The 22,364-nt window shown below is 70.7% G+C and carries 18 protein-coding genes; 13 read left to right on the top strand and 5 right to left on the bottom strand.

Annotated features, from left to right (window positions below):
• Positions 1-3 precede the first annotated feature (3 nt).
• Positions 4-1,056, bottom strand: a complete 1,053-nt coding sequence (locus OG700_RS14130; RefSeq protein WP_405613408.1) for a hypothetical protein — start codon at positions 1,054-1,056, stop codon at positions 4-6.
• Between the two features lie 362 nt (positions 1,057-1,418).
• Between OG700_RS14130 and purN the strand changes: the two genes are divergently transcribed.
• Both purN and purH read left to right on the top strand, forming a co-directional pair.
• On the top strand, positions 1,419-2,024 hold the full coding sequence (gene purN, locus OG700_RS14125; protein ID WP_405621704.1) for a phosphoribosylglycinamide formyltransferase: 606 nt from the start codon (positions 1,419-1,421) through the stop codon (positions 2,022-2,024).
• Between the two features lie 83 nt (positions 2,025-2,107).
• Positions 2,108-3,649 carry a bifunctional phosphoribosylaminoimidazolecarboxamide formyltransferase/IMP cyclohydrolase gene (gene purH, locus OG700_RS14120; protein ID WP_405621702.1) on the top strand — a complete coding sequence of 514 codons (1,542 nt, stop codon included), beginning with the start codon at positions 2,108-2,110 and terminating at the stop codon, positions 3,647-3,649.
• A 112-nt stretch (positions 3,650-3,761) separates the two neighbouring features.
• Here purH and OG700_RS14115 read toward each other — a convergent pair whose 3' ends face one another.
• The 4 genes from OG700_RS14115 to OG700_RS14100 form a co-directional block, all read right to left on the bottom strand.
• The gene (locus OG700_RS14115; RefSeq protein WP_405613406.1) at positions 3,762-4,325 is read right to left on the bottom strand and encodes a peptidase inhibitor family I36 protein; all 564 of its coding nucleotides are present in this window, start codon (positions 4,323-4,325) and stop codon (positions 3,762-3,764) included.
• Between the two features lie 177 nt (positions 4,326-4,502).
• Positions 4,503-5,918, bottom strand: coding sequence for a protein kinase domain-containing protein (locus OG700_RS14110; RefSeq protein ID WP_405613404.1), 1,416 nt, complete (start codon positions 5,916-5,918; stop codon positions 4,503-4,505).
• Positions 5,915-6,706, bottom strand: coding sequence for an FHA domain-containing protein (locus OG700_RS14105; RefSeq protein WP_405621700.1), 792 nt, complete (start codon positions 6,704-6,706; stop codon positions 5,915-5,917). The genes OG700_RS14110 and OG700_RS14105 overlap by 4 nt, the downstream gene beginning before the upstream one ends.
• Positions 6,707-7,003: 297 nt before the next feature.
• Positions 7,004-7,600 (bottom strand): hypothetical protein, encoded by a 597-nt coding sequence (locus OG700_RS14100; protein ID WP_405613402.1) that lies wholly within the window; start codon positions 7,598-7,600, stop codon positions 7,004-7,006.
• A 278-nt stretch (positions 7,601-7,878) separates the two neighbouring features.
• On the opposite strand from OG700_RS14100, the gene OG700_RS14095 reads away from it, so the two are divergent.
• The 11 genes from OG700_RS14095 to OG700_RS14045 all read left to right on the top strand — a co-directional run bounded on the left by OG700_RS14095 (position 7,879) and on the right by OG700_RS14045 (position 22,270).
• Positions 7,879-8,751, top strand: coding sequence for a bifunctional methylenetetrahydrofolate dehydrogenase/methenyltetrahydrofolate cyclohydrolase (locus tag OG700_RS14095; protein WP_405613400.1), 873 nt, complete (start codon positions 7,879-7,881; stop codon positions 8,749-8,751).
• A gap of 11 nt (positions 8,752-8,762) precedes the next feature.
• A complete protein-coding gene (locus OG700_RS14090; RefSeq protein ID WP_405613398.1) occupies positions 8,763-9,305 on the top strand; it encodes a DUF3017 domain-containing protein in 543 nt (180 codons plus the stop codon).
• Between the two features lie 402 nt (positions 9,306-9,707).
• The gene (locus OG700_RS14085; protein ID WP_405613396.1) at positions 9,708-10,913 is read left to right on the top strand and encodes an XRE family transcriptional regulator; all 1,206 of its coding nucleotides are present in this window, start codon (positions 9,708-9,710) and stop codon (positions 10,911-10,913) included.
• Between the two features lie 305 nt (positions 10,914-11,218).
• Positions 11,219-12,208 carry a malate dehydrogenase gene (locus OG700_RS14080; RefSeq protein WP_405613394.1) on the top strand — a complete coding sequence of 330 codons (990 nt, stop codon included), beginning with the start codon at positions 11,219-11,221 and terminating at the stop codon, positions 12,206-12,208.
• A gap of 246 nt (positions 12,209-12,454) precedes the next feature.
• Entirely contained in the window at positions 12,455-13,630 is a 1,176-nt protein-coding gene (locus OG700_RS14075; RefSeq protein ID WP_405613392.1) for a DUF5954 family protein, read from the top strand.
• 353 nt (positions 13,631-13,983) lie between these two features.
• Complete coding sequence (locus tag OG700_RS14070; protein WP_405613390.1) at positions 13,984-14,472, top strand: phospholipase; 489 nt, start codon at positions 13,984-13,986, stop codon at positions 14,470-14,472.
• Between the two features lie 229 nt (positions 14,473-14,701).
• Entirely contained in the window at positions 14,702-16,210 is a 1,509-nt protein-coding gene (locus OG700_RS14065; protein ID WP_405613388.1) for an aldehyde dehydrogenase family protein, read from the top strand.
• 210 nt (positions 16,211-16,420) lie between these two features.
• Positions 16,421-18,046, top strand: a complete 1,626-nt coding sequence (locus tag OG700_RS14060; protein WP_405613386.1) for a GMC family oxidoreductase — start codon at positions 16,421-16,423, stop codon at positions 18,044-18,046.
• On the top strand, positions 18,046-19,113 hold the full coding sequence (locus tag OG700_RS14055; protein ID WP_405613384.1) for a glycine betaine/L-proline ABC transporter ATP-binding protein: 1,068 nt from the start codon (positions 18,046-18,048) through the stop codon (positions 19,111-19,113). The genes OG700_RS14060 and OG700_RS14055 overlap by 1 nt, the downstream gene beginning before the upstream one ends.
• Positions 19,110-21,179 (top strand): ABC transporter permease subunit, encoded by a 2,070-nt coding sequence (locus OG700_RS14050; RefSeq protein WP_405613382.1) that lies wholly within the window; start codon positions 19,110-19,112, stop codon positions 21,177-21,179. Before OG700_RS14055 ends, OG700_RS14050 begins: the two co-directional genes overlap by 4 nt.
• A 134-nt stretch (positions 21,180-21,313) precedes the next feature.
• Positions 21,314-22,270, top strand: a complete 957-nt coding sequence (locus OG700_RS14045) for a glycine betaine ABC transporter substrate-binding protein (RefSeq protein ID WP_405613380.1) — start codon at positions 21,314-21,316, stop codon at positions 22,268-22,270.
• The last annotated feature ends 94 nt before the right edge of the window (positions 22,271-22,364 follow it).

Below are 22,364 nucleotides of genomic sequence, written 5' to 3'. Positions count from 1 at the left end.
CGGTTACTTCTGGACGCCGAAGATCGGGACCAGCGAGTCGGGAAGCTTGTCGTTGCAGGCCAGTTGGCCCGTCTTGGTCAGCGCGTCGTTCACGCAGGTGTAGTAGTCGCGGTAGACCAGCTGCACGGAGAACGTCGCCGCCACGACCAGCAGCGCGATGGACGCCGCCACGATCCCGCTCACCGCGACGGTCGTCTGCGGCTTGTGCGACGTCGTGCCCGGTGCCGGTGCCGGTGGTGTGCCGGTGGTGGCCGGCGCGGGAGACGCCGTACCGGAGTCCGAGCCGGAACCGGAGGTCGTCGTACCCACGTCCGAAGCGCGCGCCGCCGAGCCGCGCGCCGCCGTGCCGTCGACCGACGGACGCGGCACCGGCGCCTTGGCCCGCAGCGAACTGATGCCCCAGTAGAGCGCGAGCGCCCCGAGGAGCAGAGCGATCTCCGGGAAGTCGAACAGGGCGAAGAAGAAGGCCCACATGCCGCCGAGCAGTGCGTACCGGGCGCGGCGCTGGAAGGGGTCGGTCGGGTCCCAGCGCAGGCCGCCCTTGCCGGGCCGGCCGTCCGGACCGTCCTGGCCGCCGGGGCCGTTCTGCCCGCCACCCGGTCCGTTCTGGCCACCGGGCCTGCCACCGAAACCGCCCGACGAACGGCCCGGCTGACGGCTGCTCCACTGGCTGCCCCAGGACGAACGGTCACCGCCCGACGACTGGTCGTCCGGCGTACCGCCACCGTTCTGGGGCTGGCGCGGCTGCCACGGCTGATCGGGCCTGTCCTCCGGCGGCGGCGCGAACGGGTTGTCTTCCGAGGACCCGGAGGACCCGGAGGACCCGGACCCGGAGGACCCGTCGGCCCCCGAACTGCCGGACGATCCGGACGATCCGGACGGTCCGGTGGATCCCGAGGACCCGGAAGAGCTCCCCGCCCCCGAAGTTCCGTCCGGCCCCGAAGAACCCTCAGGCCCGGAGGATCCGGCGGACGAGGACTGGCGTTCCCGCAGCAGAAGCACCGGCCCTGTGGGCTGCGGGACATTGAGTGCCGTGCGGTGTCGTCGGTCCGGCATCTGGTGAACGTCTTCCCCTCAGACCCTTGGCGCAAGGGGTCTTGTGTCGTATGGCCCATCCGGGAGACAGGTCCGTGTCCCCAGACGCTACCTCCCGGCCGCGCCCCCGTCCCCCGGGGGCCGTTCGGTGTGCCGGTATCGTTGCTGACGGTCGGCTCCTTCGTAGAGTTCCCCGATACGGCAGGCACGATTCGTTCGTACGACCACACAAACCCGCATGACCCGCACGACCCGCGAGGCTGTGCTCGCTTCCAGAAAGGCGTTCCGCCGTGGCCTCCCCGCCGTCCCCGCCCGCCCCCGACGACCCGGTAACCCCGCCGGAACCCGGCTCCCCGGTCGAATTCGGCTCTCCGGCCCGGCTCGTGGTCCTCGTCTCCGGTTCCGGTACGAACCTCCAAGCCCTGCTCGACGCCATCGCGCACGATCCACGGGCGTACGGAGCCCGCGTTGTCGCCGTCGGCGCCGACCGGGCGGCCATCGCCGGTCTGGAACGGGCCGAGCGCGCCGGGGTGCCGACGTTCGTCTGCCGGCTCAAGGACCACGCGACGCGCGACGAGTGGGATGCCGCGCTCACCGAGGCCACCGCCGCGTACGAGCCCGATCTCGTCGTCTCGGCCGGCTTCATGAAGATCGTCGGGAAGCGGTTCCTGGCGCGCTTCGGCGGCCGGTTCATCAATACCCACCCCGCCCTGCTGCCCAGTTTTCCCGGTGCCCACGGGGTGCGTGACGCGCTCGCGTACGGGGCGAAGGTCACCGGTTGCACCGTCCACTTCGTCGACGACGGCGTCGACACCGGCCCGGTCATCGCGCAAGGCGTGGTCGAGGTGCGGGACGAGGACCACGCGGACGGTGGCGCCGCTCTCCATGAGCGCATCAAGGACGTCGAGCGACGGCTGCTCGTCGATGTCGTGGGGCGTCTCGCCCGGCACGGCTACCGCATTGAGGGACGAAAGGTAACAATCCAGTGAGCGTCGAAGAGACCGCCGGACAGACCGCCGGACAGACCGCCGAAGAGGTCGTCGAAGAGGTCGCCGGAGGTACGAAGCGGCCCATCCGCCGCGCGCTGGTCAGCGTCTACGACAAGACCGGCCTGGAGGAGCTGGCCCGTGGACTGCACGCGGCCGGCGTCACGCTCGTCTCGACCGGTTCCACCGCCGCGAGGATCGCCGCCGCCGGTGTACCCGTCACCAAGGTCGAGGAGCTGACCGGCTTCCCGGAGACCCTCGACGGCCGCGTCAAGACGCTGCACCCGCGCGTCCACGCCGGCATCCTCGCCGACCAGCGGCTGGCCGCGCACCGCGAGCAGCTCGCCGAACTGGACATCGAGCCCTTCGAGTTGGTCGTCTCGAATCTCTATCCCTTCCGCGAGACCGTCGAGTCCGGGGCCACTCCCGACGAGTGCGTCGAGCAGATCGACATCGGCGGCCCGTCCATGGTCCGCGCCGCCGCCAAGAACCACCCGTCCGTCGCCATCGTGACCAGCCCCGCGCGGTACGGGGACGTCCTCGCGGCCGTACAGGACGGCGGGTTCGACCTGACGACGCGCAAGCGGCTCGCCGCCGAGGCGTTCCAGCACACCGCCGCGTACGACGTGGCCGTGGCCTCCTGGTTCGCGGCCGACTACGCCGCCGCCGATGACTCCGGGCTCCCAGACTTCATGGGCGCGACGTACGAGCGCAAGAACGTCCTGCGCTACGGCGAGAACCCGCACCAGCCCGCCGCGCTCTACGTCGGCGGCGCCGGTGGCGGGGGTCTCGCCGAGGCGGAGCAGCTGCACGGCAAGGAGATGAGCTACAACAACTACACGGACACCGACGCCGCGCGCCGTGCCGCGTACGACCACACCGAGCCCTGCGTGGCGATCATCAAGCACGCCAACCCGTGCGGCATCGCGATCGCCGGCGACGTCGCCGAGGCGCACCGCAAGGCCCACGCGTGCGACCCGCTGTCGGCGTTCGGCGGGGTGATCGCCGTCAACCGGCCGGTCTCCGTCGCGATGGCCGAGCAGGTGGCCGAGATCTTCACCGAGGTCATCGTCGCGCCCGGCTACGAGGACGGCGCCGTCGAGGTGCTGTCCCGCAAGAAGAACATCCGGGTGCTGCGCTGCGAGGGCGGCCCCTCGGCCCCCGTCGAGGTGAAGCCCATCGACGGCGGCGCGCTGCTCCAGGTCGCCGACCGCCTCCAGGCCGCCGGCGACGACCCGTCGACCTGGACGCTCGCGACCGGCGACGCCCTGTCGGACGCCGAGCTGCGCGAACTGGCCTTCGCGTGGAAGGCGTCCCGCGCGGTCAAGTCCAACGCGATCCTGCTCGCCAAGAACGGTGCGAGCGTCGGCGTCGGCATGGGGCAGGTGAACCGAGTGGACTCGGCGAAGCTCGCCGTGGAACGCGCGGGAGAGGAGCGGGCCCGTGGGGCGTACGCGGCCTCGGACGCGTTCTTCCCGTTCCCCGACGGCCTGGAGATCCTGCTGGCCGCGGGTGTCAAGGCCGTGGTGCAGCCGGGTGGTTCGGTACGTGACGAGCTGACGATCGAGGCGGCCGAGAAGGCGGGCGCGACGATGTACTTCACCGGGACACGGCACTTCTTCCACTGAGGTCGCGTGATGTGTCGTGCGGCGTTGTCGTGCGGGCGTTTTCCGTGCTGAGGTGGCCGCCCCCCGTCGCCCCCGTCGCGCCGGGGGCGGCCACCGTACGTGCCGCCGTCCGTCAGCCGTGGACGGCGCTCGCCTTGTTGTCGAAGGTGCCGAGGGACGAGGCGTAGGACTTGCCCGACAGAGACACCTGGGTCCCCGTGCCATCGGTGTACCGGGCCAGCGAGGCGCTGTCACGGGACTGGTTGTTGCGCCAGGACGAGGTCCTGTTGTCGAAGCCGTAGTTGTCCAGGTTGTGCCAGTACTCATCGCTGAAGATCAGGCGCTTGCCCCCACCTTCCGTGAACTGGTACAGGCACACCCAGTCGTTCGCGCACGCCGGGAGTGCCCGCGCGCCGCGCTCGTCGGCACGCGCCGCCAACGGGTCGGTGGCGCGGTTGTAGCCGGTCGCCCGGTCGGCGGCTTCCGTCGTGTCGTAGCAGCGGACGTCGTCCGCAGCGAACACCGCGCACGCCTGTGCGCCCTGCCACCCGGCGGCCAGATTGATGCTGCGGCCCTCGAATGTGGCCCGGACCCCCTGGTCGGCCGCGGGTCCGGCCTGTGCCGTCCCGGCCATGCCGGTGAAGGCGAGCGCGGCGCCGATCGTGAGTCCCGCCACCGCTGTACGGATCTTGCGCATGGTTGCTCCTCCCGCACCACCGGTCCGGTGGTGCTTCCCCGTCGCGCCGCCCCTTGGCGGCACGACTTCATCGTTCCGCGGGAGGCTCGGAGGAGGTACCTCAGATGTAGCAGGGTGGGCCACCGAGGCTCAACGGCTCAGCAGCACGGCAGCACGGCAGCTCAGCTGCTCAGTGGCTCAGCAGTGCTCGACCCAGCGGTGGGAGAGCGGGGCGTAGGTGCCCTTCAGATTGCCCTGCGCGTTGACCGACGTACACCCTGTCCGCCGGGTCGGCCGGGTGCGGTCGAACCCCGTGGGGACCCAGTCGGCGCCCCGGTAGTACGCGACGGCGTCCCGCCTCTTCGACTCCTGGTCGTTGTTGAAGATCGACCTGACCGGGCTGTCACGGGTCCACGCGCAAGTCTCCCGGCCGGTCAGCCAGTTCTTGTCGTCCCCCTTCCAACTGCACAGCTCGCCCTTGCCGTTGCGCTCGTTGAAGAAGCAGACAGAGCCGGCCGGGCAGCGCTCGTACCCCTGGCTGTCGGGCGTCTCGCGCGCCGTCGCCAGATAGGCCGTCGCGGCGAGCACGGCCGCCCCGATCGTGCCCGCCGCCGCGATGTTGCGACGGCGTCCGGGGCGTCGCGGGCGCAGCCGGGGCAGCCGTGGTGCGCGGGAGGTGCCCGTGGCCCGCTCCGCCCGGCGGAGCAGGGAGGCCGCGTCGTGCGCCGCGCGCCCTTCGTGGGTGCGCGCCAGACAGTCCGTGACGATCTCCCGCCAGGGGCCGGTCAGTTCGGGCGAGAGCCGTAACTCCTCATCGCCGCGCGCATAGCGCAGCAGTGTCTCCTGACGCGCGGCACGGGTGGCACCCGGCAGCGGCATGGTGCCCGTCAGGACGAGATGGGCGAGGACGCCGAATGCCCAGATGTCCGTGCTGGGGCGGGTCTGCCTGCCGCGCTCGCTGATCTCCGACCACAGCAGCTCGGGCGGTGTGTAGTCGGAGGTGGCGAAGAGGGGGGAGTAGGCGTGCGTGCCCTCCAGCTCCGCCGCGAGATTGAAGTCGCCGAGGCGGACGGTGCCGTCGGCCATCAGCAGGACGTTGCCCGGTTTGATGTCGCCGTGGACCCATCCCGCGTGGTGGAGCTGGTGCAGTCCCTCGCAGATCTGGGTGAGGAGCGTGGGTCCGGCGGCGAGGCGCGGGCTGCGGGCGAGCAGGGTGTCGAGGGAGCCCTCGGCCCGCTCCAGGACGAGCACGGTGGCGCCGTCGAGTTCGGCTGATTCGGACGATCCGGGGGCCGAGACCGTCAGCGCCTCGTACATCCGGATCAGCCGTGGGCGCTTCAGCTTGCGGTACGTCTCCAGCTCGCGGTGGGTGAGGTCCTGGAGGTGGCGTAACTGGCGCGGTGTGCGGGTGCCGGTGGGCAGGAACTTGAGCGCCGCGTGGGCGGGGAGGGTGTCGTCCGTCGTGTTCGTGGAGTCGGTGGTGTCCGTGGTGTCCGTCGTGCGGCTGGCCGCGTACACACTGCCGAAGGCTCCCGACCCGATCGGTTCACGCACCTCCCAGGCGCCGACACGGAAGCCGTACGGGACGCGGACGGCCAACGGCTCCCGCCTCATGTCGCCACCGCCGACGGTCTCGCCCCGGCGGCGGTCCGCGCCGCCGCCCCCACCTCCAGCACGGTCAGCTCCGCCTCCCGTACGAGATCGAACCGGAGCGCGAGCGAGACCAGCGACTCCTTCTTGCCGTTCAGCCGGGGACCGCAGGCCGCCGACTCCGGGGGCTGCTTCAGCCGGAACTTGACCGCCAGGTAGTCGATGTTCCACTGAACGGCCGTGCGGCTCGCCGTCGGCCAGACAGGGCGCAGCCGGTCAACGACCTGGCCGGCCGTGGGCGGCGGGGCGTGCGGCGCGCCGCGCAGCCGCGCCTCGCAGAGCGCGGCGAGCACGAGGAAGTAGCGCTTGGTGCGGTCGAGCGGGAACGCGTGCGTGGTCGGCTCGCCGCCGTGGTGACCGGTGGGCTCGTCGGCGTAGTCGTGGCGCGGCGCCCAGATGTCGAAGCTCAACAGGGCGTCGGCGGCGGGCAGGACGATTCTGGAGAACTCGAACGGGATGGGCGCCTCTATCCGGCCCGGCGCGATCTTGATGTGCTCCCCGGCGCCTTCCGGATTCTCCACGACATACGTGGACGTACGGCTGAGATTGCTCAGCGTCCAGTAGGAGCCGGCGGCGGTGATCTCGCCCGCCGTGCGGGACACGCCGGGATGAAGGATGGTCAGGAACTCGGCCGGGCGGCCGGGGGAGTCCGCGAGGGTGCCGCGGCCGAACCCCAGTGTCTCGCCGGGAGCGAGTCTCATCTGCTCGTCCGGACCCGAGGCGTCGTCCGGCACGACGATGACGCTGTACATCGCGCCGTTGCCGTTGCCGTTGCCGTTGCCGTTGCCGTTGCGGTTGCCGTTGCGGTTGCCGTTTCCGGTAGCGCCGTGGCCGCCGCTGCCGTATGTGATGCTCATAGTGATCCTTCCCCCGATGGATTCCCTTTCAGGATAGAAAGCCCCGGGGGTCAGCGTCATGGCCTTGGCGACCATCCGCCACCGCGTGTCGCCGACAAACGCCAGAAGGCCGTAAACCCCGTCGACACGAAGGGAGTTACGGCCTTCTGGCATGAGCGCGGTCACTCGCGCGTGGCGCGAGCGCGGTGCGGGTCAGTAACGCGGGCGGTTGAACCATGCCGACGCCTGCGCGTTCACCATCGAGGCGAGGATGATTCCGCCGATGGCGAGGCTGATGATGCCGCCGACCGCGCCGGTCGCCTGACCGGACGTGAAGTTGGCGAGCGAGCCCAGAATGATCAGTGACGCGTAGACGATCGTGCAGACACGGATCGCCGTGCCGCCGCTGGAGAACTTCACCGCGAGGAAGATGGTCACACCGGCGATGACCAGCAGCAGGACGACCCCGATGAACCCGATACCGGCGAGGGCGTCACCGGAGTCGGAGTCGGCCACGTCCGAGACGGCGGCGAGGGCGATGGCGAAGATGATGCCGCCGATGATCTGGAACCCGGCCATGATGTACATGAGGACGCGGGCCGCCGTCATCAGTCCCGGCATGGACTGCGGGACACCCGTCGGACCACTGGGGTAGCCGTACCCGGGCTGGACCGGGGGAGCCTGCGGGTAGCCGTAGTTGGCCGGCGGCGGCTGCTGGGGCTGGCCCTGCTGCGGGTAGCCGTAGCCCGGCTGGCCCTGGGGCTGCTGGCCCTGCTGTCCGTAGGGGTTGTTCGGGTCGCCAAAGCTCATGGCGGGATTCCTCCGTTGGTGACGCGGGGACATCGCGGATCCGAGGGAGGTACGTCACAAAACCGAGCGGTTTGCCCCCCAACACCGACCGCTTGCTGCGCCGCTCATCGTGCGGTTCGAACGGACTTTTTGTCCAGTCGGATTTCCGAGGTGTTGTGCAAGTGCAACCTGGGAGCGCGTCGTTGATCTTGGCCCCCGACGTCGCGCAGGGCTCCGCGCCGATGTCGTACGTGACCTTGGATTGGAACAGCGGCGGGGTCATCCGCGAAGATGGACGCATGACCGCCCAAATTCTCGATGGCAAGGCCACCGCAGCCGCGATCAAGTCCGACCTGACCGGCCGCGTGGCGGCCCTCAGGACGCGAGGCATCACCCCCGGTCTCGGGACCCTGCTCGTCGGGGACGACCCGGGCAGCCGTTGGTACGTCAACGGCAAGCACCGCGACTGTGCCGAGGTCGGTATCGCCTCGATCCAGTGTGAGCTGCCCGACACCGCCTCCCAGGAGGAGATCGAGGCAGTCGTACGCGAACTCAACGCGAACCCCGACTGCACGGGCTACATCGTCCAACTCCCGCTCCCCAAGGGCATCGACACCAACCGTGTCCTGGAGCTGATGGACCCCGAGAAGGACGCCGACGGGCTGCACCCGATGAGCCTCGGCCGGCTGGTGCTGAACGAGACGGGGCCGCTGCCGTGCACCCCGTACGGCATCATCCAGCTGCTGCGCGCGCACGGTGTCGAGATCAAGGGCGCGCATGTCGTGGTCGTCGGGCGCGGTATCACCGTGGGCCGCTCGATTCCGCTGCTGCTCACCCGTAAGTCCGAGAACGCGACCGTGACGCAGTGCCACACCGGCACCCGTGATCTCTCCACGCATCTGCGGCAGGCCGACATCATCGTGTCGGCGGCCGGGGTGCGTCACATCATCAAGGCGGAGGACGTCAAGCCGGGCGCGGCCGTCCTCGACGTCGGCGTCAGCCGCGACGAGAACGGCAAGATCGCGGGCGACGTCCATCCGGGCGTCGCCGAGGTGGCAGGGTGGATCTCCCCGAACCCCGGCGGAGTGGGCCCGATGACCCGCGCGCAGTTGCTGGTCAACGTCGTCGAGGCGGCGGAGCGCGCCGGAAGCGGAAGCGGGAGCGGAACGTGAAAGGGGCACCCATGGGTGCTGGTACGAGTGCGGGTGCCGAGCCCGGCGGAGCCGAGGGCGCCCCGGCCGATCCGGCCGATCCGGCCGGCGTGTCCGTGGAGGGTGCCCAACATGGGGACGGGGCGGACGGAGAGGGCGAGGCCGCTGCGGACCCCAGCACCTCGCGGCGCTTTCCGACCGTCACGCGGGACACCGCGCGCCCCGAGGGCGGCGGCCGTGCCGCCCCCGGCGACGCCCCCGCCCCCGCTCGTCAGTGGCCGCTGCTCACCGTGCTGGGCGCGATCGGGCTCGGGCTGCTGATCGTCGGGCTCGCGCCGTTCGACCAGTCGTTCCGCATCGGCACGATCCTGGTCGGTGTGGCGTTGATCACCGGGGCGATCCTGCGGCGGATCCTGCCGTCGGTCGGCATGCTCGCCGTACGGTCGCGCTTCACCGACATGGTGACGTACGGCCTGTTCGGCATCGCGATCGTGCTGCTGTCGCTGATGACGCAGCCGAAGCCGTGGCTGGAGATCCCGTTCCTGGAGGACGTGGTCCACTCCACGGTTCCGTAGCCCGCGCGGAGACAGCGGCGGACGCCGCAGACGCGGAAGCGGACGCGGCAGACACAGAAGACGGCGCCCATCCCCTCCCCCGAGTCAGGACGGGCGCCGTCGGCATGTGGCCAGAGTCATGGACGCGCCAAACGGGATCAAGGGCCGGCAGATGCCTGTGGCATGGAAGTGACCATTCCGCCATGGTGTGATCGCCGCGCAACGGATGCGAGACTGGGAAGCGGAGTCGTGGACGGCGCGCGAGGGGGCGCGGGGGACTGTCGCGAATGCTCCGGTGCACTCCCATTTCTGGAACTGACACCCCGGATCCGCGCATCCCTTCGGGTAGTCGTCGGCCGGCGTGGGGGCGCGGGCACGGCGGAGCACATTCAGGAACGTCCGGGGGGGACAAGGGGGGAAGTAATGCCTCGTTGGAAGGCACTGCCGGAGGAGCTCGACCCGCAGGTCAGGGAGTTCGCGACGCAGCTGCGCAGGCTGGTGGACAAGAGCGGCCTGAGCATCGCGGCGGTGGCGGACCGCACCGGTTACAGCAAGACGTCGTGGGAGCGGTATCTCAACGGCCGGCTGCTCGCGCCCAAGGGCGCGATCGTGGCGCTCGCCGAGGTGACCGGTACGAATCCGCTGCATCTCACGACGATGTGGGAGCTGTCGGAACGGGCGTGGAGCCGTTCCGAGATGCGTCACGACATGACGATGGAAGCGATCCGGATCTCCCAGGCGCGGGACGCGCTCGGTGAGTTCGGCGGCGACGTCGGCCCCGGCCGGGCGGGCGCAAGCCGCCCCGGCGGACGTACGGCGACACCGCCCGGTCCAGGTGCGGGTCCGGGCGGTGTACCGGGCGCGCGTACGGGACCGCACTCCGGCGCGGGTACGGGGCCGGGTCCGGCAGCGGGCGCCGGCGCGGGACCGCACGCTCCGGGTGGACCCGACGCGCCGGCCGGCTCCGGCGGCTCCGGCGGCTCCGGCGGCTGGCTCGGCCCCGAGTACGCCGGCGCGAACCGGCCCCCGACCGGCGTCCCGTCGTCGGCCCCGTCCGGCTCCCCCGACCAGGGAAGCGGAAGCGGCGGACGCGGCGGGAGCGGCGGACGCGGCGGGAGCGGTCGACGCCGGACCGCGATATTCGTGGCGGCCCTCGTCGGCGCGCTGCTGGTGATAGCCGCGGCCGTACTGCTGACCGACCTCGGTGGTGGCGGCGACGGCAAGAAGTCGGTCGCCGAGTCCCCATCGGCGAAGCCGACCACCAGCGCACCCGAACTGCCCGCAGGAGTGAAGTGCGCCGGCGGCGACTGTACGGGCGAGGATCCCGAACTCATGGGCTGCGGCGGCGAGTTCGCCGAGACCTCGACAACCGTGACGGTCGGCACGGCGGTTGTCGAGGTCCGCTACAGCGAGACGTGCGGGGCGGCCTGGGCCCGTGTCACCGAGGCGGCACCCGGTGACACGGTCGAGATAGCGGCCGACCGGGGCGAGGGTAAACCCCAGACCGGCACGGTCAACGGTGACAAGGACGCCTACACGCCGATGGTCGCGGTGGCCACCGCCGACGAGGCGAAGGCGTGCGCGACGCTCACGACGGGCGTGGAGGGCTGCACACCGGCGGGCGAGTGAGCGCCGCCGCCGGAGCGCCGCCGCCGGAGCGCCGCGCGGGTCGCGGCGTCCGGCGGCACCGCGGGCCCGCGCGCCGCGTCGGGGCGGTGGAAGCGGCTGCCGACCGCGCGGGTGACGGTCGGGGAGGGCGGTGGCGGCACCGCCCGCGCCCCGTCGCGTCCCGCTCCCGCCCCGTCGGATAGCCTGATCGGCGGTTGTCTCTTCACGCCAGGACACGATTGACCCGTCGTCGGAGAGATGGCCCGCACCAGGGGCAGGGCCGCCCCTGCCGCCCGCCGTTCCACCGCTGTCCAACGGAGACCGCCATGACTCGCACTCCCGTGAATGTCACCGTCACCGGCGCAGCCGGCCAGATCGGCTACGCGCTGCTCTTCCGCATCGCGTCCGGTCAACTGCTCGGCGCGGATGTGCCGGTCAGCCTGCGCCTCCTGGAGATCCCGCAGGGCCTGAAGGCCGCCGAGGGCACCGCCATGGAGCTCGACGACTGCGCCTTCCCGCTGCTCCGCGGCATCGAGATCACCGACGACGCGAACGCCGCGTTCTCCGGCGCCAACGTCGCGCTGCTCGTCGGCGCCCGCCCCCGTACCAAGGGCATGGAGCGTGGCGATCTGCTCTCCGCCAACGGCGGCATCTTCAAGCCGCAGGGCAAGGCCATCAACGACAACGCCGCGGACGACATCAAGGTGCTCGTCGTCGGCAACCCGGCCAACACCAACGCCCTCATCGCGCAGGCGGCGGCCCCCGACGTACCGGCCGAGCGTTTCACCGCGATGACCCGCCTCGACCACAACCGCGCCATCTCGCAGCTCGCCGCGAAGACCGGCGCGCAGGTCACGGACATCAAGCGGCTGACGATCTGGGGCAACCACTCGGCGACCCAGTACCCGGACATCTTCCACGCGGAGATCGCGGGCAAGAACGCCGCCGAGACGGTCAACGACGAGCAGTGGCTCGCCGACACCTTCATCCCGACCGTCGCCAAGCGCGGCGCGGCGATCATCGAGGCGCGCGGCGCGTCCTCGGCGGCCTCGGCCGCCAACGCCGCCATCGACCACGTCCACACGTGGGTCACCGGCACCCCCGAGGGCGACTGGACCTCCATGGGCATCCCGTCGGACGGCTCGTACGGCGTCCCGGAGGGCATCATCTCGTCCTTCCCCGTGACCACGAAGAACGGCGTGTACGAGATCGTCCAGGGCCTGGACATCAACGACTTCTCCCGTGCGCGCATCGACGCCTCGGTGAAGGAGCTGACCGAGGAGCGCGACGCGGTCCGTGAGCTGGGCCTCCTCTGAGCGGTGACCGGTAGGCGTCCTCGGACGCGTACGTAGTACGACAGAGCTCCCGGCAGCCGCGCACCCGGCCGCCGGGAGCTCTGTCGTGCCCGGGACCGGGCGCCGACCGCCGTACCCCGCGCCGTACTCCCGCCATACACGCCGCTTTGCGCGCCGTCCAACCGCCTTACAACCGCCTTACAACCGACGGGTGTTGATTTTCCGTTCGGCGCCACCGGCGGCGGCTCCTTCGCGCACACTGAGTGCATGAACGGATACGGAGAGGGGCTGCCGGCGTACCGGACCATCCGCATGACGGTGCAGGAGGGTCCGATCGCGGCATTCGCCGACGAGGAGGCGTGGCGGGCGCGGGAGCGGTACCCCACGATCGTGGGCATGGGGCTGCCGGCCTTCGTCGCCGCGCGGGAGTCGGAGCAGGGCGGCTGGGAGATCCTGGCCGCCGCCGGGGACACCCCGCAGTCTGTCCGCGACTCCCTCGCCTCGCACTTCCGCCGGCTGGCCAAGGAGGCGGCGGACGCCGGGCGCGCGGGGGACCGCAAGAAGTACCGCGCGGCGTACGAGAAGCTCGACTGGGTCGCGGTGGACGAGCTGAAGGTGCTCGGGACGCGGTATCGCGTGGTGCGGGTGGAGCAGTTCATCCGGCTGGGTCCGGACGGGCCCGAGCCGCCGAGGCCGTCCGACCCGGACCCGGGCGAGGTAGGGGAGGCGAACCGGCTGCCCGGCCGGGTCAAGGGGTTCGTCATCGATCCGTACACCGGTACGGGGATGGCGGAGGGCCTGCTCAAGTTCGACCTGATGCAGTTCGTGCTGAAGGCCGGGGCCGCGCCGCCCGAAATGCGCGGGGATTCGCTGCGGGCCGTCGAGACGCATCCGGGCGGGGTGCTGCTGCCCGCGGAGTTCGCGATCGCCGAGTGCGGCAAGGACGGGCAGTGGAAGCCGCACTCCGGTGCGGCGTCGAGTCCGCAGGCCGCGCGGGACAGGCTGGCGGTGGACTTCCGCGTCATGGCGCCGATTCAGCAGAAGCTGAGCGAGGCGGAGCAGGAGGAGTACGCGCGGGCGGCGGACCGGCTGGACGAGAAGCGTGGCGCGGGGATCGCGGTGGGCGGGCGGCGGTACCGGGTGGCGCGGGTGGAGCAGTTGGTACGGATCGGGCCCGACGGGCCTGAGGGGCCGCGGCCTTCCGACTTCGACCCGGATCCGCCGATCGAGGCGCATACGAAGCAACTGCGCGAGCAGGGCCTGCTGGACGAGGGCGACGAGGACGTGCCCGTCGAACTGAACGAGGAGATGCGGGAGATGAAGCGGCTGATGGACAAGGAGGGGGCGCGGAAGGCTGCGAGGAGAGCGGCGCGGAAGGCGGAGAGGGCCGCGAACCCTCCGGTGCCGGGGCAGCCGGGGCAGTCGGGGCCGGACATGTCCTGACGAGGCGTCGCTAGTCCTCGATCGCCGGCACCTCAAGCCCGTCAGGCGATTGAGGACTGAACGCGCAGCCCCGTCCGGCGAATCGAGGACGAAACCGGCCACTGGGCGGGACCCGGTGAACGGTGGGCGGTGCCCGTCGAACACCAAGTTGCGTCCAATGTCGGCGAGTTGACCCCCAGTTTCCCCGTTGTTTCGTCATGGACATGGTTACATCGCGCCCTTTCCGGGGGACCATTCCCGCGTCGGTCATCGCGCGTAGACCCGTGCGGCGACCGCGCCGCTCGCTCTGAGGGAAACTCCGTGTCAACCGGACGCGGAGTGTCAACACCCGTCTCCCCACCGGAGGTTTCGAAATGCGCCGACGCCTGGCCATGCCGCTCGCCGCCCTCGCTCTCGTTCTCCCCGCCACCCTGATGTCGGCGAGCCCGGCCGCCGCCGCGCCGGCCGACAAGCCGCAGGTGCTGAGCGGTTGGACGCAGACCAGCGCCGCCAGCTACAACGCGTGGGTCTCCGCACGCGGCAACCAGGGCTCCTGGTCCGCGTACGGCTTCGACTGGTCCACGGACTACTGCTCGTCGTCGCCGGACAACCCCTTCGGGTTCCCGTTCCAGACGTCCTGTGCGCGCCACGACTTCGGCTACCGCAACTACAAGGCGGCCGGTTCCTTCGACGCCAACAAGGCGCGGCTGGACAACGCGTTCTACTCCGACCTGAAGCGGGTCTGCGCCGGGTACTCGGGCGCGACGAAGACCTCCTGCGACGGCACGGCGTGGACGTACTACCAGGCGGTCAGCATCTTCGGGCGCTCCGCCGCGGTCGACGGCACCAAATCGGTCGTCTGACCGCGGGCACCGTGGCGGCCCGAGCCGCCGTGCCGACCGAGGGCCCCTCGTTCCCCCTGGTGAGGGGTCCTCGCGCTGTCCGCCGCCGTGCGCGGCCAGGTCTGTCACGAGTGACCCTGAACACTTTCGGCCATCGAACGCGCATGCTTCCCCCGTCCCTGGGCAGGGGCCCAGATCGCCAGTTGTTGCTGGTGGTGGTGTATATCGGGAACGGAAGGCCAAAGGCGAAGTGTCGGCACAACAGACTATTTTTGTGGACGGAGAGTGGCGCAAAGCTGTCTCCGGTGCCACACGGGAGATCATCGACCCCGCCGACGCCATGCCGTTCGCGGTGGTGTCCGAAGGCGGGGCCGAGGATGTCGATGCCGCAGTCGACGCCGCGCGCAGGGCCTTCGACGGGGGCGCGGGGGTCTGGCCACGTACGCCCGTCGCCGAGCGCTCCGCGCTGCTGCGGCGGGTCGCCGCCCTGCTGCGCCGGGACCGGGAAGCGCTCGGGGCGCTGGAGAGCCGGGACGCGGGCAAGACAGTCGAGGAAGGGCGGGTCGACGTCGACTGTGTCGCCGACGCCTTCGCCTACTTCGCCGATCTCGTGACGAACGAGGGCGGCGGCCGGGTCGTGGACGCCGGGTCCCCGGACGTCCACAGCGTCGTCGTGCACGAACCCGTCGGTGTCTGCGCCCTCATCACCCCCTGGAACTACCCGCTCCTCCAGGCGAGTTGGAAGATCGCCCCGGCTCTCGCCGCGGGCAACACCTTCGTCGTCAAGCCGAGTGAGATCACCCCGCTCAGCACCGTCGCGCTCATCGACCTGCTCACCGAGGCCGGTCTGCCGCCGGGTGTCGCCAATCTCGTGACCGGCGCCGGTGACCCCGTCGGCGCCCGGATGGCCGAGCACCCCGAGGTGGACCTGGTGTCCTTCACCGGCGGACTGGCCAGCGGTACGAAGGTGATGCGGGCGGCGGCGCCCGGCGTGAAGAAGGTCGCGCTGGAGCTGGGCGGGAAGAACCCGAACGTCGTCTTCGCCGACTCCTGCGCCACCGACGAAGGTTTCGACACCGCCGTCGACCAGGCCCTGAACGCCGCGTTCATCCACAGCGGCCAGGTCTGCTCCGCCGGTTCGCGCCTCATCGTCGAGGAGCCGCTGCGCGAGCGCTTCGTCGCCGAACTCGCCCGCCGCGCCGCGAAGATCCGGCTCGGCCGGGGCACCGGCGACGGCGTCGAGTGCGGACCGCTGGTATCCGCCGGGCAGTTGGCGAAGACCGAGGAGTACGTCGCGACCGCCCTGGCCGAGGGCGCCGTGCTGCGGGCCGGCGGCAAGCGCCCCGAGCCGGGTGAACTCCGTCCTGCCGCAGGGTACTTCTACGAGCCGACCGTCCTCGACCAGTGCCACCGCGAGATGCGGGTCGTCCGCGAGGAGGTCTTCGGTCCCGTACTGACCGTCGAGACCTTCCGTACGGAGGACGAGGCCGTCGCGCTCGCCAACGACACCGAGTACGGCCTGGCCGGCGGGGTCTGGACGGCGGATCCCGGGCGCGCCCGGCGCGTCGCCGGGCGGCTGCGGCACGGCACCGTCTGGATCAACGACTTCCACCCCTATCTGCCCCAGGCCGAGTGGGGTGGCTTCGGCAAGTCCGGCATCGGGCGCGAGCTGGGTCCCGCCGGGCTCGCCGAGTACCGCGAGGCCAAGCACATCTACCAGAACCTCGCGCCACGGCCGGTGCGCTGGTTCGCCGGCTGACCGGCCGCCGGACGGGCCAACCGCCTGCTGGCCGGCCGCCGGAAGGGCCGGCCGCCTGCTGACCGATCGCCGGACGGGCCGATCGCCGGAAGGGCCGACCGACCGCCGCACGGCCGAGTGTCATTACGCCTCAGCCTCATTACGGCTCACATACGGCTCATTACGCGCAAGAACCTTGAAGCACCCTAGGAAGTGGAGTAGACGACCCCCATGGCCGAATACGACGCCGAACACGACGCCGCATACGACTACGTCGTCGTCGGAGGCGGCACCGCGGGATCGGTGATCGCCTCCCGCCTCACCGAGGACCCCGACGTCACCGTCGCCGTCATCGAGGGAGGGCCGTCCGACATCGACCGGTCCGACGTGCTGACGCTCCGCCGCTGGATGGGGCTGCTCGGCGGCGAGCTGGACTACGACTACCCGACGACCGAGCAGCCGCGCGGCAACTCCCACATCCGGCACAGCCGGGCCCGGGTGCTCGGCGGCTGCTCCTCGCACAACACCCTGATCGCCTTCCGGCCACTGCCGTCCGACTGGGACGAGTGGGCCGAGGCCGGGGCCGACGGCTGGGACGCGGCGTCCATGGAGCCGTACTTCGGGCGGCTGCGCAACAACATCGTGCCGGTGGACGAGCGGGACCGTAACCCCATCGCCCGCGACTTCGTCGACTCCGCGCAGGCGGCGCTCGGCGTCCCGCGCGTGGAGGGCTTCAACAAGAAGCCCTTCCACGAGGGCGCCGGCTTCTTCGACCTCGCCTACCACCCGGAGAACAACAAGCGGTCGTCCGCGTCGGTGGCGTATCTGCACCCGTTCCTGGACCGGTCCAACCTCCGTCTGCTGCTGGAGACCTGGGCGTACCGGCTGGAGTTCGACGGCACCCGCGCGACCGGCGTACGCGTACGGGCCGCCGACGGTACGCAGTCGTACGTACGCGCCCGGCGTGAAGTCCTCGTCTGCGCCGGCGCCGTCGACACCCCACGGCTGCTCCTGCACTCCGGCATCGGGCCGCGCGCCGACCTGGAAGCACTCGGCATCCCCGTCACGCACGATCTGCCGGGCGTCGGCGAGAACCTGCTCGACCACCCCGAGTCGGTCATCGTCTGGGAGACCGACGGGCCGATCCCCGAGAACTCGGCGATGGACTCCGACGCGGGCCTCTTCGTCCGGCGCGACCCGGACGGCGACGGCCCGGACCTGATGTTCCACTTCTACCAGATCCCGTTCACGGACAATCCCGAGCGCCTGGGGTACGAACGTCCCGCGCACGGCGTCTCGATGACGCCGAACATCCCCAAGCCGCGCAGCCGCGGCCGGCTCTTCCTCACCAGCGCCGATCCCGAGGTCAAACCGGCCCTGGACTTCCGCTACTTCACCGACGAGGACGACTACGACGGCCGCACCCTCGTGGACGGCATCCGGATCGCCCGGCAGGTCGCCGCCGCGGAACCGCTCGCCAACTGGCTGACGCGTGAGGTCTGTCCGGGTCCCGACGTCACCTCCGACGAGGAGCTGAGCGAGTACGCGCGCAAGTGCGCCCACACGGTCTACCACCCCGCCGGTACCTGCCGGATGGGCGCCACCGACGACGAACAGGCCGTCGTGGGACCGGATCTGACGATCCGTGGGCTTTCCGGGATCCGAATCGCTGACGCGTCCGTCTTTCCCACCATGCCGGCCGTGAATCCGATGATCGGGGTCCTGATGGTCGGCGAGAAGTGCGCCGAACTGCTCGCCGCATCGGCCCGGTCGGCCGTATCAGCCGTATCTGCCGAATCGCACGACGACGCAGCGGGACCAGCCGCTGACACAACCGCACCGGGAGGTGATGCGTGATGACCGCCACCGAACCGGTCTTCTCCGTACGCGATCTGTGGAAGGTCTTCGGACCCAAGGCCGATCGAATACCGGGTAACAAGGAGTACGCGGCCCTGTCCGCCGACGAGTTGAGAGCGCGCACCGGCTGCACGGCCGCCGTCCGCGACGTCTCCTTCGACGTCCACAAGGGCGAGGTCTTCGTCGTGATGGGCCTCTCCGGCTCGGGCAAGTCGACCCTCGTACGCTGTCTGACCCGGCTCATCGAGCCGACCAGTGGTCAACTGACCATGGACGGCGAGGATGTCATCGCCATGGACAAGAACCGGCTGCGCGAACTGCGCAGGCACCGCGCCGCGATGGTCTTCCAGCACTTCGGTCTGCTGCCGCACCGCTCCGTACTCGACAACGTCGCCTACGGCCTGGAGATCCAGGGCGTGAGCCGCACCGAACGGCGCGCCAAGGCCGCCGCCATCGTCGCCAAGGTCGGCCTCGCCGGCCTTGAGGACCGGCGCCCCGGCCAGCTCTCCGGCGGCCAGCAGCAGCGCGTCGGCCTCGCCCGCGCGCTCGCCGTCGACCCCCAAGTCCTGCTGTTCGACGAGCCGTTCAGCGCACTCGACCCGCTGATCCGCCGCGACATGCAGGAAGAGGTCATCCGCCTGCACCGTGAGGAGGGCCGCACCATGGTCTTCATCACCCACGACCTGAACGAGGCGCTGCGCCTCGGCGACCGCATCGCGCTGATGCGCGACGGCGGGATCGTGCAGCTCGGCACCCCGGAGGAGATCGTCGCCAACCCGGCCGACGAGTACGTACGCGACTTCGTCCGCGACGTCCCGCGTGAGCAGGTCATCTCCGTACGCCGCGCCATGCGCCCCGCGCGGGACGGCGAGGGCGCGTCGGGCGTCGCCCTGAAGCCCGACACGCTGGTCTCGGACGCGATCGAGGCCGTCGCCCGCAGCGGCGAGTACTGCCGGGTCGTGGACAACGGCCGGACGCTCGGCGTCGTCGGCTACGAGGAACTGCTGGCCGTCGTCGCCGGACTGGACGACGACGAAGCGGAACCCAAGGAGGTGGCGGCGGTATGAGCGCCGCTCCCAATCCGCTGTTCGAGAAGACCGACAGGACCGACAAGACCCGGCGGGACGCGGGTGGCGCGAGCGACGCGGACGACGTACGTACGGCAAAGGCCGCCGCGTCCGACGGCGCCGCCCCCGGCCCGTGGGCCCGCCTCGCCGGCAACCCGCGGGCGATGCTGCTCATCGCCGCCGTCCTCGTCGCGATCGTCAGCGCCGCCGTCACCGGCAGCGGAGCCTGGCCGGCCGATCTGACCGTCGACATACGCTCGCCGCTGGACGACCTCAACCGGTGGCTCGTCGACAACCGCACCACCCACCCCCTCTTCCTCTACTTCCTGCTGCACATCAGCAACGCCGCCGAAAGCTCGGTCGACGGGGTGTTCAGCCTCCTGGAGAGCCTCGGCTTCATCGGTGTGACGGTGGCAGCCGTACTCATCGCCTGGTACGCGGGCGGCGCCCGCCCGCACCGCCGCGCGCTGCGCACCGCCGCCACCGCGCTCGCCACCTTCGCGGTGATCGGGCTGCTCGGCATGTGGGAACCGGCGATGGAGACGCTGGCCCTGATGATCGTCGCCGTCACCGTCGCGGCACTCGTCGGCGCGCTGCTGGGGCTCGCCGCCGGACTCTCCGACCGCTGCCAGCGCGTGCTGCGGCCGGTCTTCGACACCATGCAGGTGCTGCCCGCCTTCTCGTACCTGCTGCCGTTCGTGCTGCTCTTCGACATCGGCATCCCGTCGGTCTTCGTCGCGACCGTCATCTACGCCGCCCCGCCGATGGCCCGGCTCACCGCGCTCGGGCTGCGCGGCGCGGACGCCGCCGCACTGGAGGCGTCCGCCTCGCTGGGCGCGAGCCCCTGGCAGCGGCTGGTGACGGCGCGGCTGCCGCTCGCCCGCAAACAGATGCTGCTCGGCCTCAACCAGACGATCATGATGTGTCTGTCGATGGTCGTCCTCGCCTCGATGATCGGCGCGGGCGGACTCGGCGACGAGATCTTCACGGCGCTGTCCACCGTCGACGTCGGCCTCGCGCTGCCCGCCGGAATCGCCGTCGTCCTGCTGGCGATCTGGCTGGACCGTACGACGGCGGCGGCCGGTGAACAGCTCGAAGACCCGGCCGCGGCGCACCGCCCGAAGTGGTGGGTGCTCTGGCCCGGCATCGTCGCGGCCGTCGGCGGCGGCGCGGTGCTCGGAGCCGCGCTCGGCCGCAAGGAGTGGCCGGAGGCCTGGACCGTCGCCATCAGCGAACCGGTCAACACCGTCGTCGACTGGATCGAGCGCGAACTCGGCTCCGGCGTACCGGTGCTGGGCGGCACCCTCACGTGGTCCGAAGGCTTCGCGAACTACGTCATCAACCCGGTGCGCGACGCGCTGCTGGCCACGCCCTGGTGGGCGCTGCTGCTGGTGGCCGGTGTGCTGGCGCTGCGGACCGGCTGGAAGGCCGTCGTCACGGTGGTGCTGTCACTGGCCGCGATCGGCGCGATGGGGCTCTGGGACCGCTCGCTCGACACGCTCTCGCAGGTGCTCGCCGCACTCGTGGTGACCCTGCTGCTCGGCTTCGCCATCGGCATCCTCGCGGCGCGCGTCGAACGGGTCGAGCGGGTGATCAGGCCGGTGCTCGACATCATGCAGACGATGCCGCAGTTCATCTATCTGATCCCGGTGATCGCGCTGTTCAGCGGTGGCCGTACGGCGGCCGTCGCCGCGGCGGTCGTCTACGCGCTGCCCGCCGTCGTACGCATCACCACCCAGGGCATCCGGCAGATCGACCCGTCGGCCCTGGAGGCGGCGCGCTCGCTCGGCGCCGGTACGGGGCAGCAACTGCGTCAGGTCCAGCTGCCGTTGGCACGTCCCGCCCTTCAACTAGCCGTCAATCAGGGCGTGGTGCTGGTCCTGGCCATCGTCGTCATCGGCGGCATGATCGGCGGCGGCGCGCTCGGCATCGACGTGGTGAAGGGCCTGGCCAAGGGCGATCTGGGCCTCGGTATGACGGCCGGTGTCGCGATCGTGTGCCTGGGGCTGCTGCTGGACCGGATCTCGCAGCCGAGCGCGGCGGCGAAGGAACGCGCCCTGGTGTGAACGCCGCGGCCGGCCGGCCGCAGGTCGTACTGCTCCGTAGCCCGTAGCCCGTAGCCCGTAGCCCGTAGCCCGTAGCCCGTAGCCCGTACGACAACTGAATCCATAACTGAAACAGCGACAGAAAGAACAACGACGTGACCCACAGCAAGCGGATAAGCACCACCCTGGTAGCCGGAGTCGGGGCGCTCGGCATGCTCGCGCTCAGCGCGTGCGCCGCCGACACCGAGAAGAAGTCGGCCTCCGACGAGATCACCCTGACCGTGCCCTCCTGGGTCGGCGCGCGTGCCAACGCCGAGGTCGCCAAGGTGATCATGGAGAAGGAGCTGGACGTCAAGGTCGAGCTCCAGCAGCTCGACGAGCCGGTCGCCTTCGACGCGCTGAACAACGGCAAGGCCGACGCGATCCTGGAGGACTGGGGCGGCTCGCCGAAGAAGGAGAAGCTGTACGTCGAGGACAAGAAGACCATCGTCAAGGGCGGCGACCTCGGTGTCGACGGCCACATCGGCTGGTTCGTCCCGAAGTACTACGCGGACGCGAACCCCGAGGTCACGGACGCGAAGAACCTCAACAAGTTCGTCAAGGACTTCAAGTCCGCGAACAGCGGCGACATGGGCGAGTTCCTGGGCGCGGCGCCCTCGTACACGACGTACGACGAGCACATCGTCAAGAACCTCAAGCTGAATCTCAAGATCAAGGAGACGGGCAACGAGGCCGCCCAGATCAAGGAGATCCAGCAGAAGTACCGCGACAAGGAGCCCTTCATCACCTACTGGTGGGACCCGCAGTGGCTCAACGCGGACATCGACCTGGTCGAGGTGGAGCTGCCCGCGTACGAGGAGGGCTGCAACGTCCCGGAGACGGCGACGGCGTGCGCGTACGACAACACCCCGCTCCAGAAGTACCTCAACGCGGACTTCGCGAAGGACGGCGGGGACGCCGCCGAGTTCATCAAGAACTTCAACTGGAAGACCGAGGAGCAGAACGAGGTCGCGAAGGCGATCGCGAAGGACAAGATGAGCGGCCCGGACGCCGCCGAGAAGTGGGTCAAGGAGAACAAGTCGGTATGGGAGGCCTGGCTCCCGAAGAAGTAACCCGTGCGGGGCGGCCCGGAGAGATCAGGCTCCGGGCCGCCCGTGCGCGCGCAGGTACCTCAAGACTGGCTCAACTCTCTTGAGCCGGCCGATC

Origin of the sequence: Streptomyces sp. NBC_01508, from assembly GCF_045040315.1 — a bacterium.
Lineage (GTDB): Bacteria > Actinomycetota > Actinomycetes > Streptomycetales > Streptomycetaceae > Streptomyces.
Note: the sequence above shows the minus strand (reverse complement) of the source record. Positions and strands in the feature narration are given on the sequence as shown.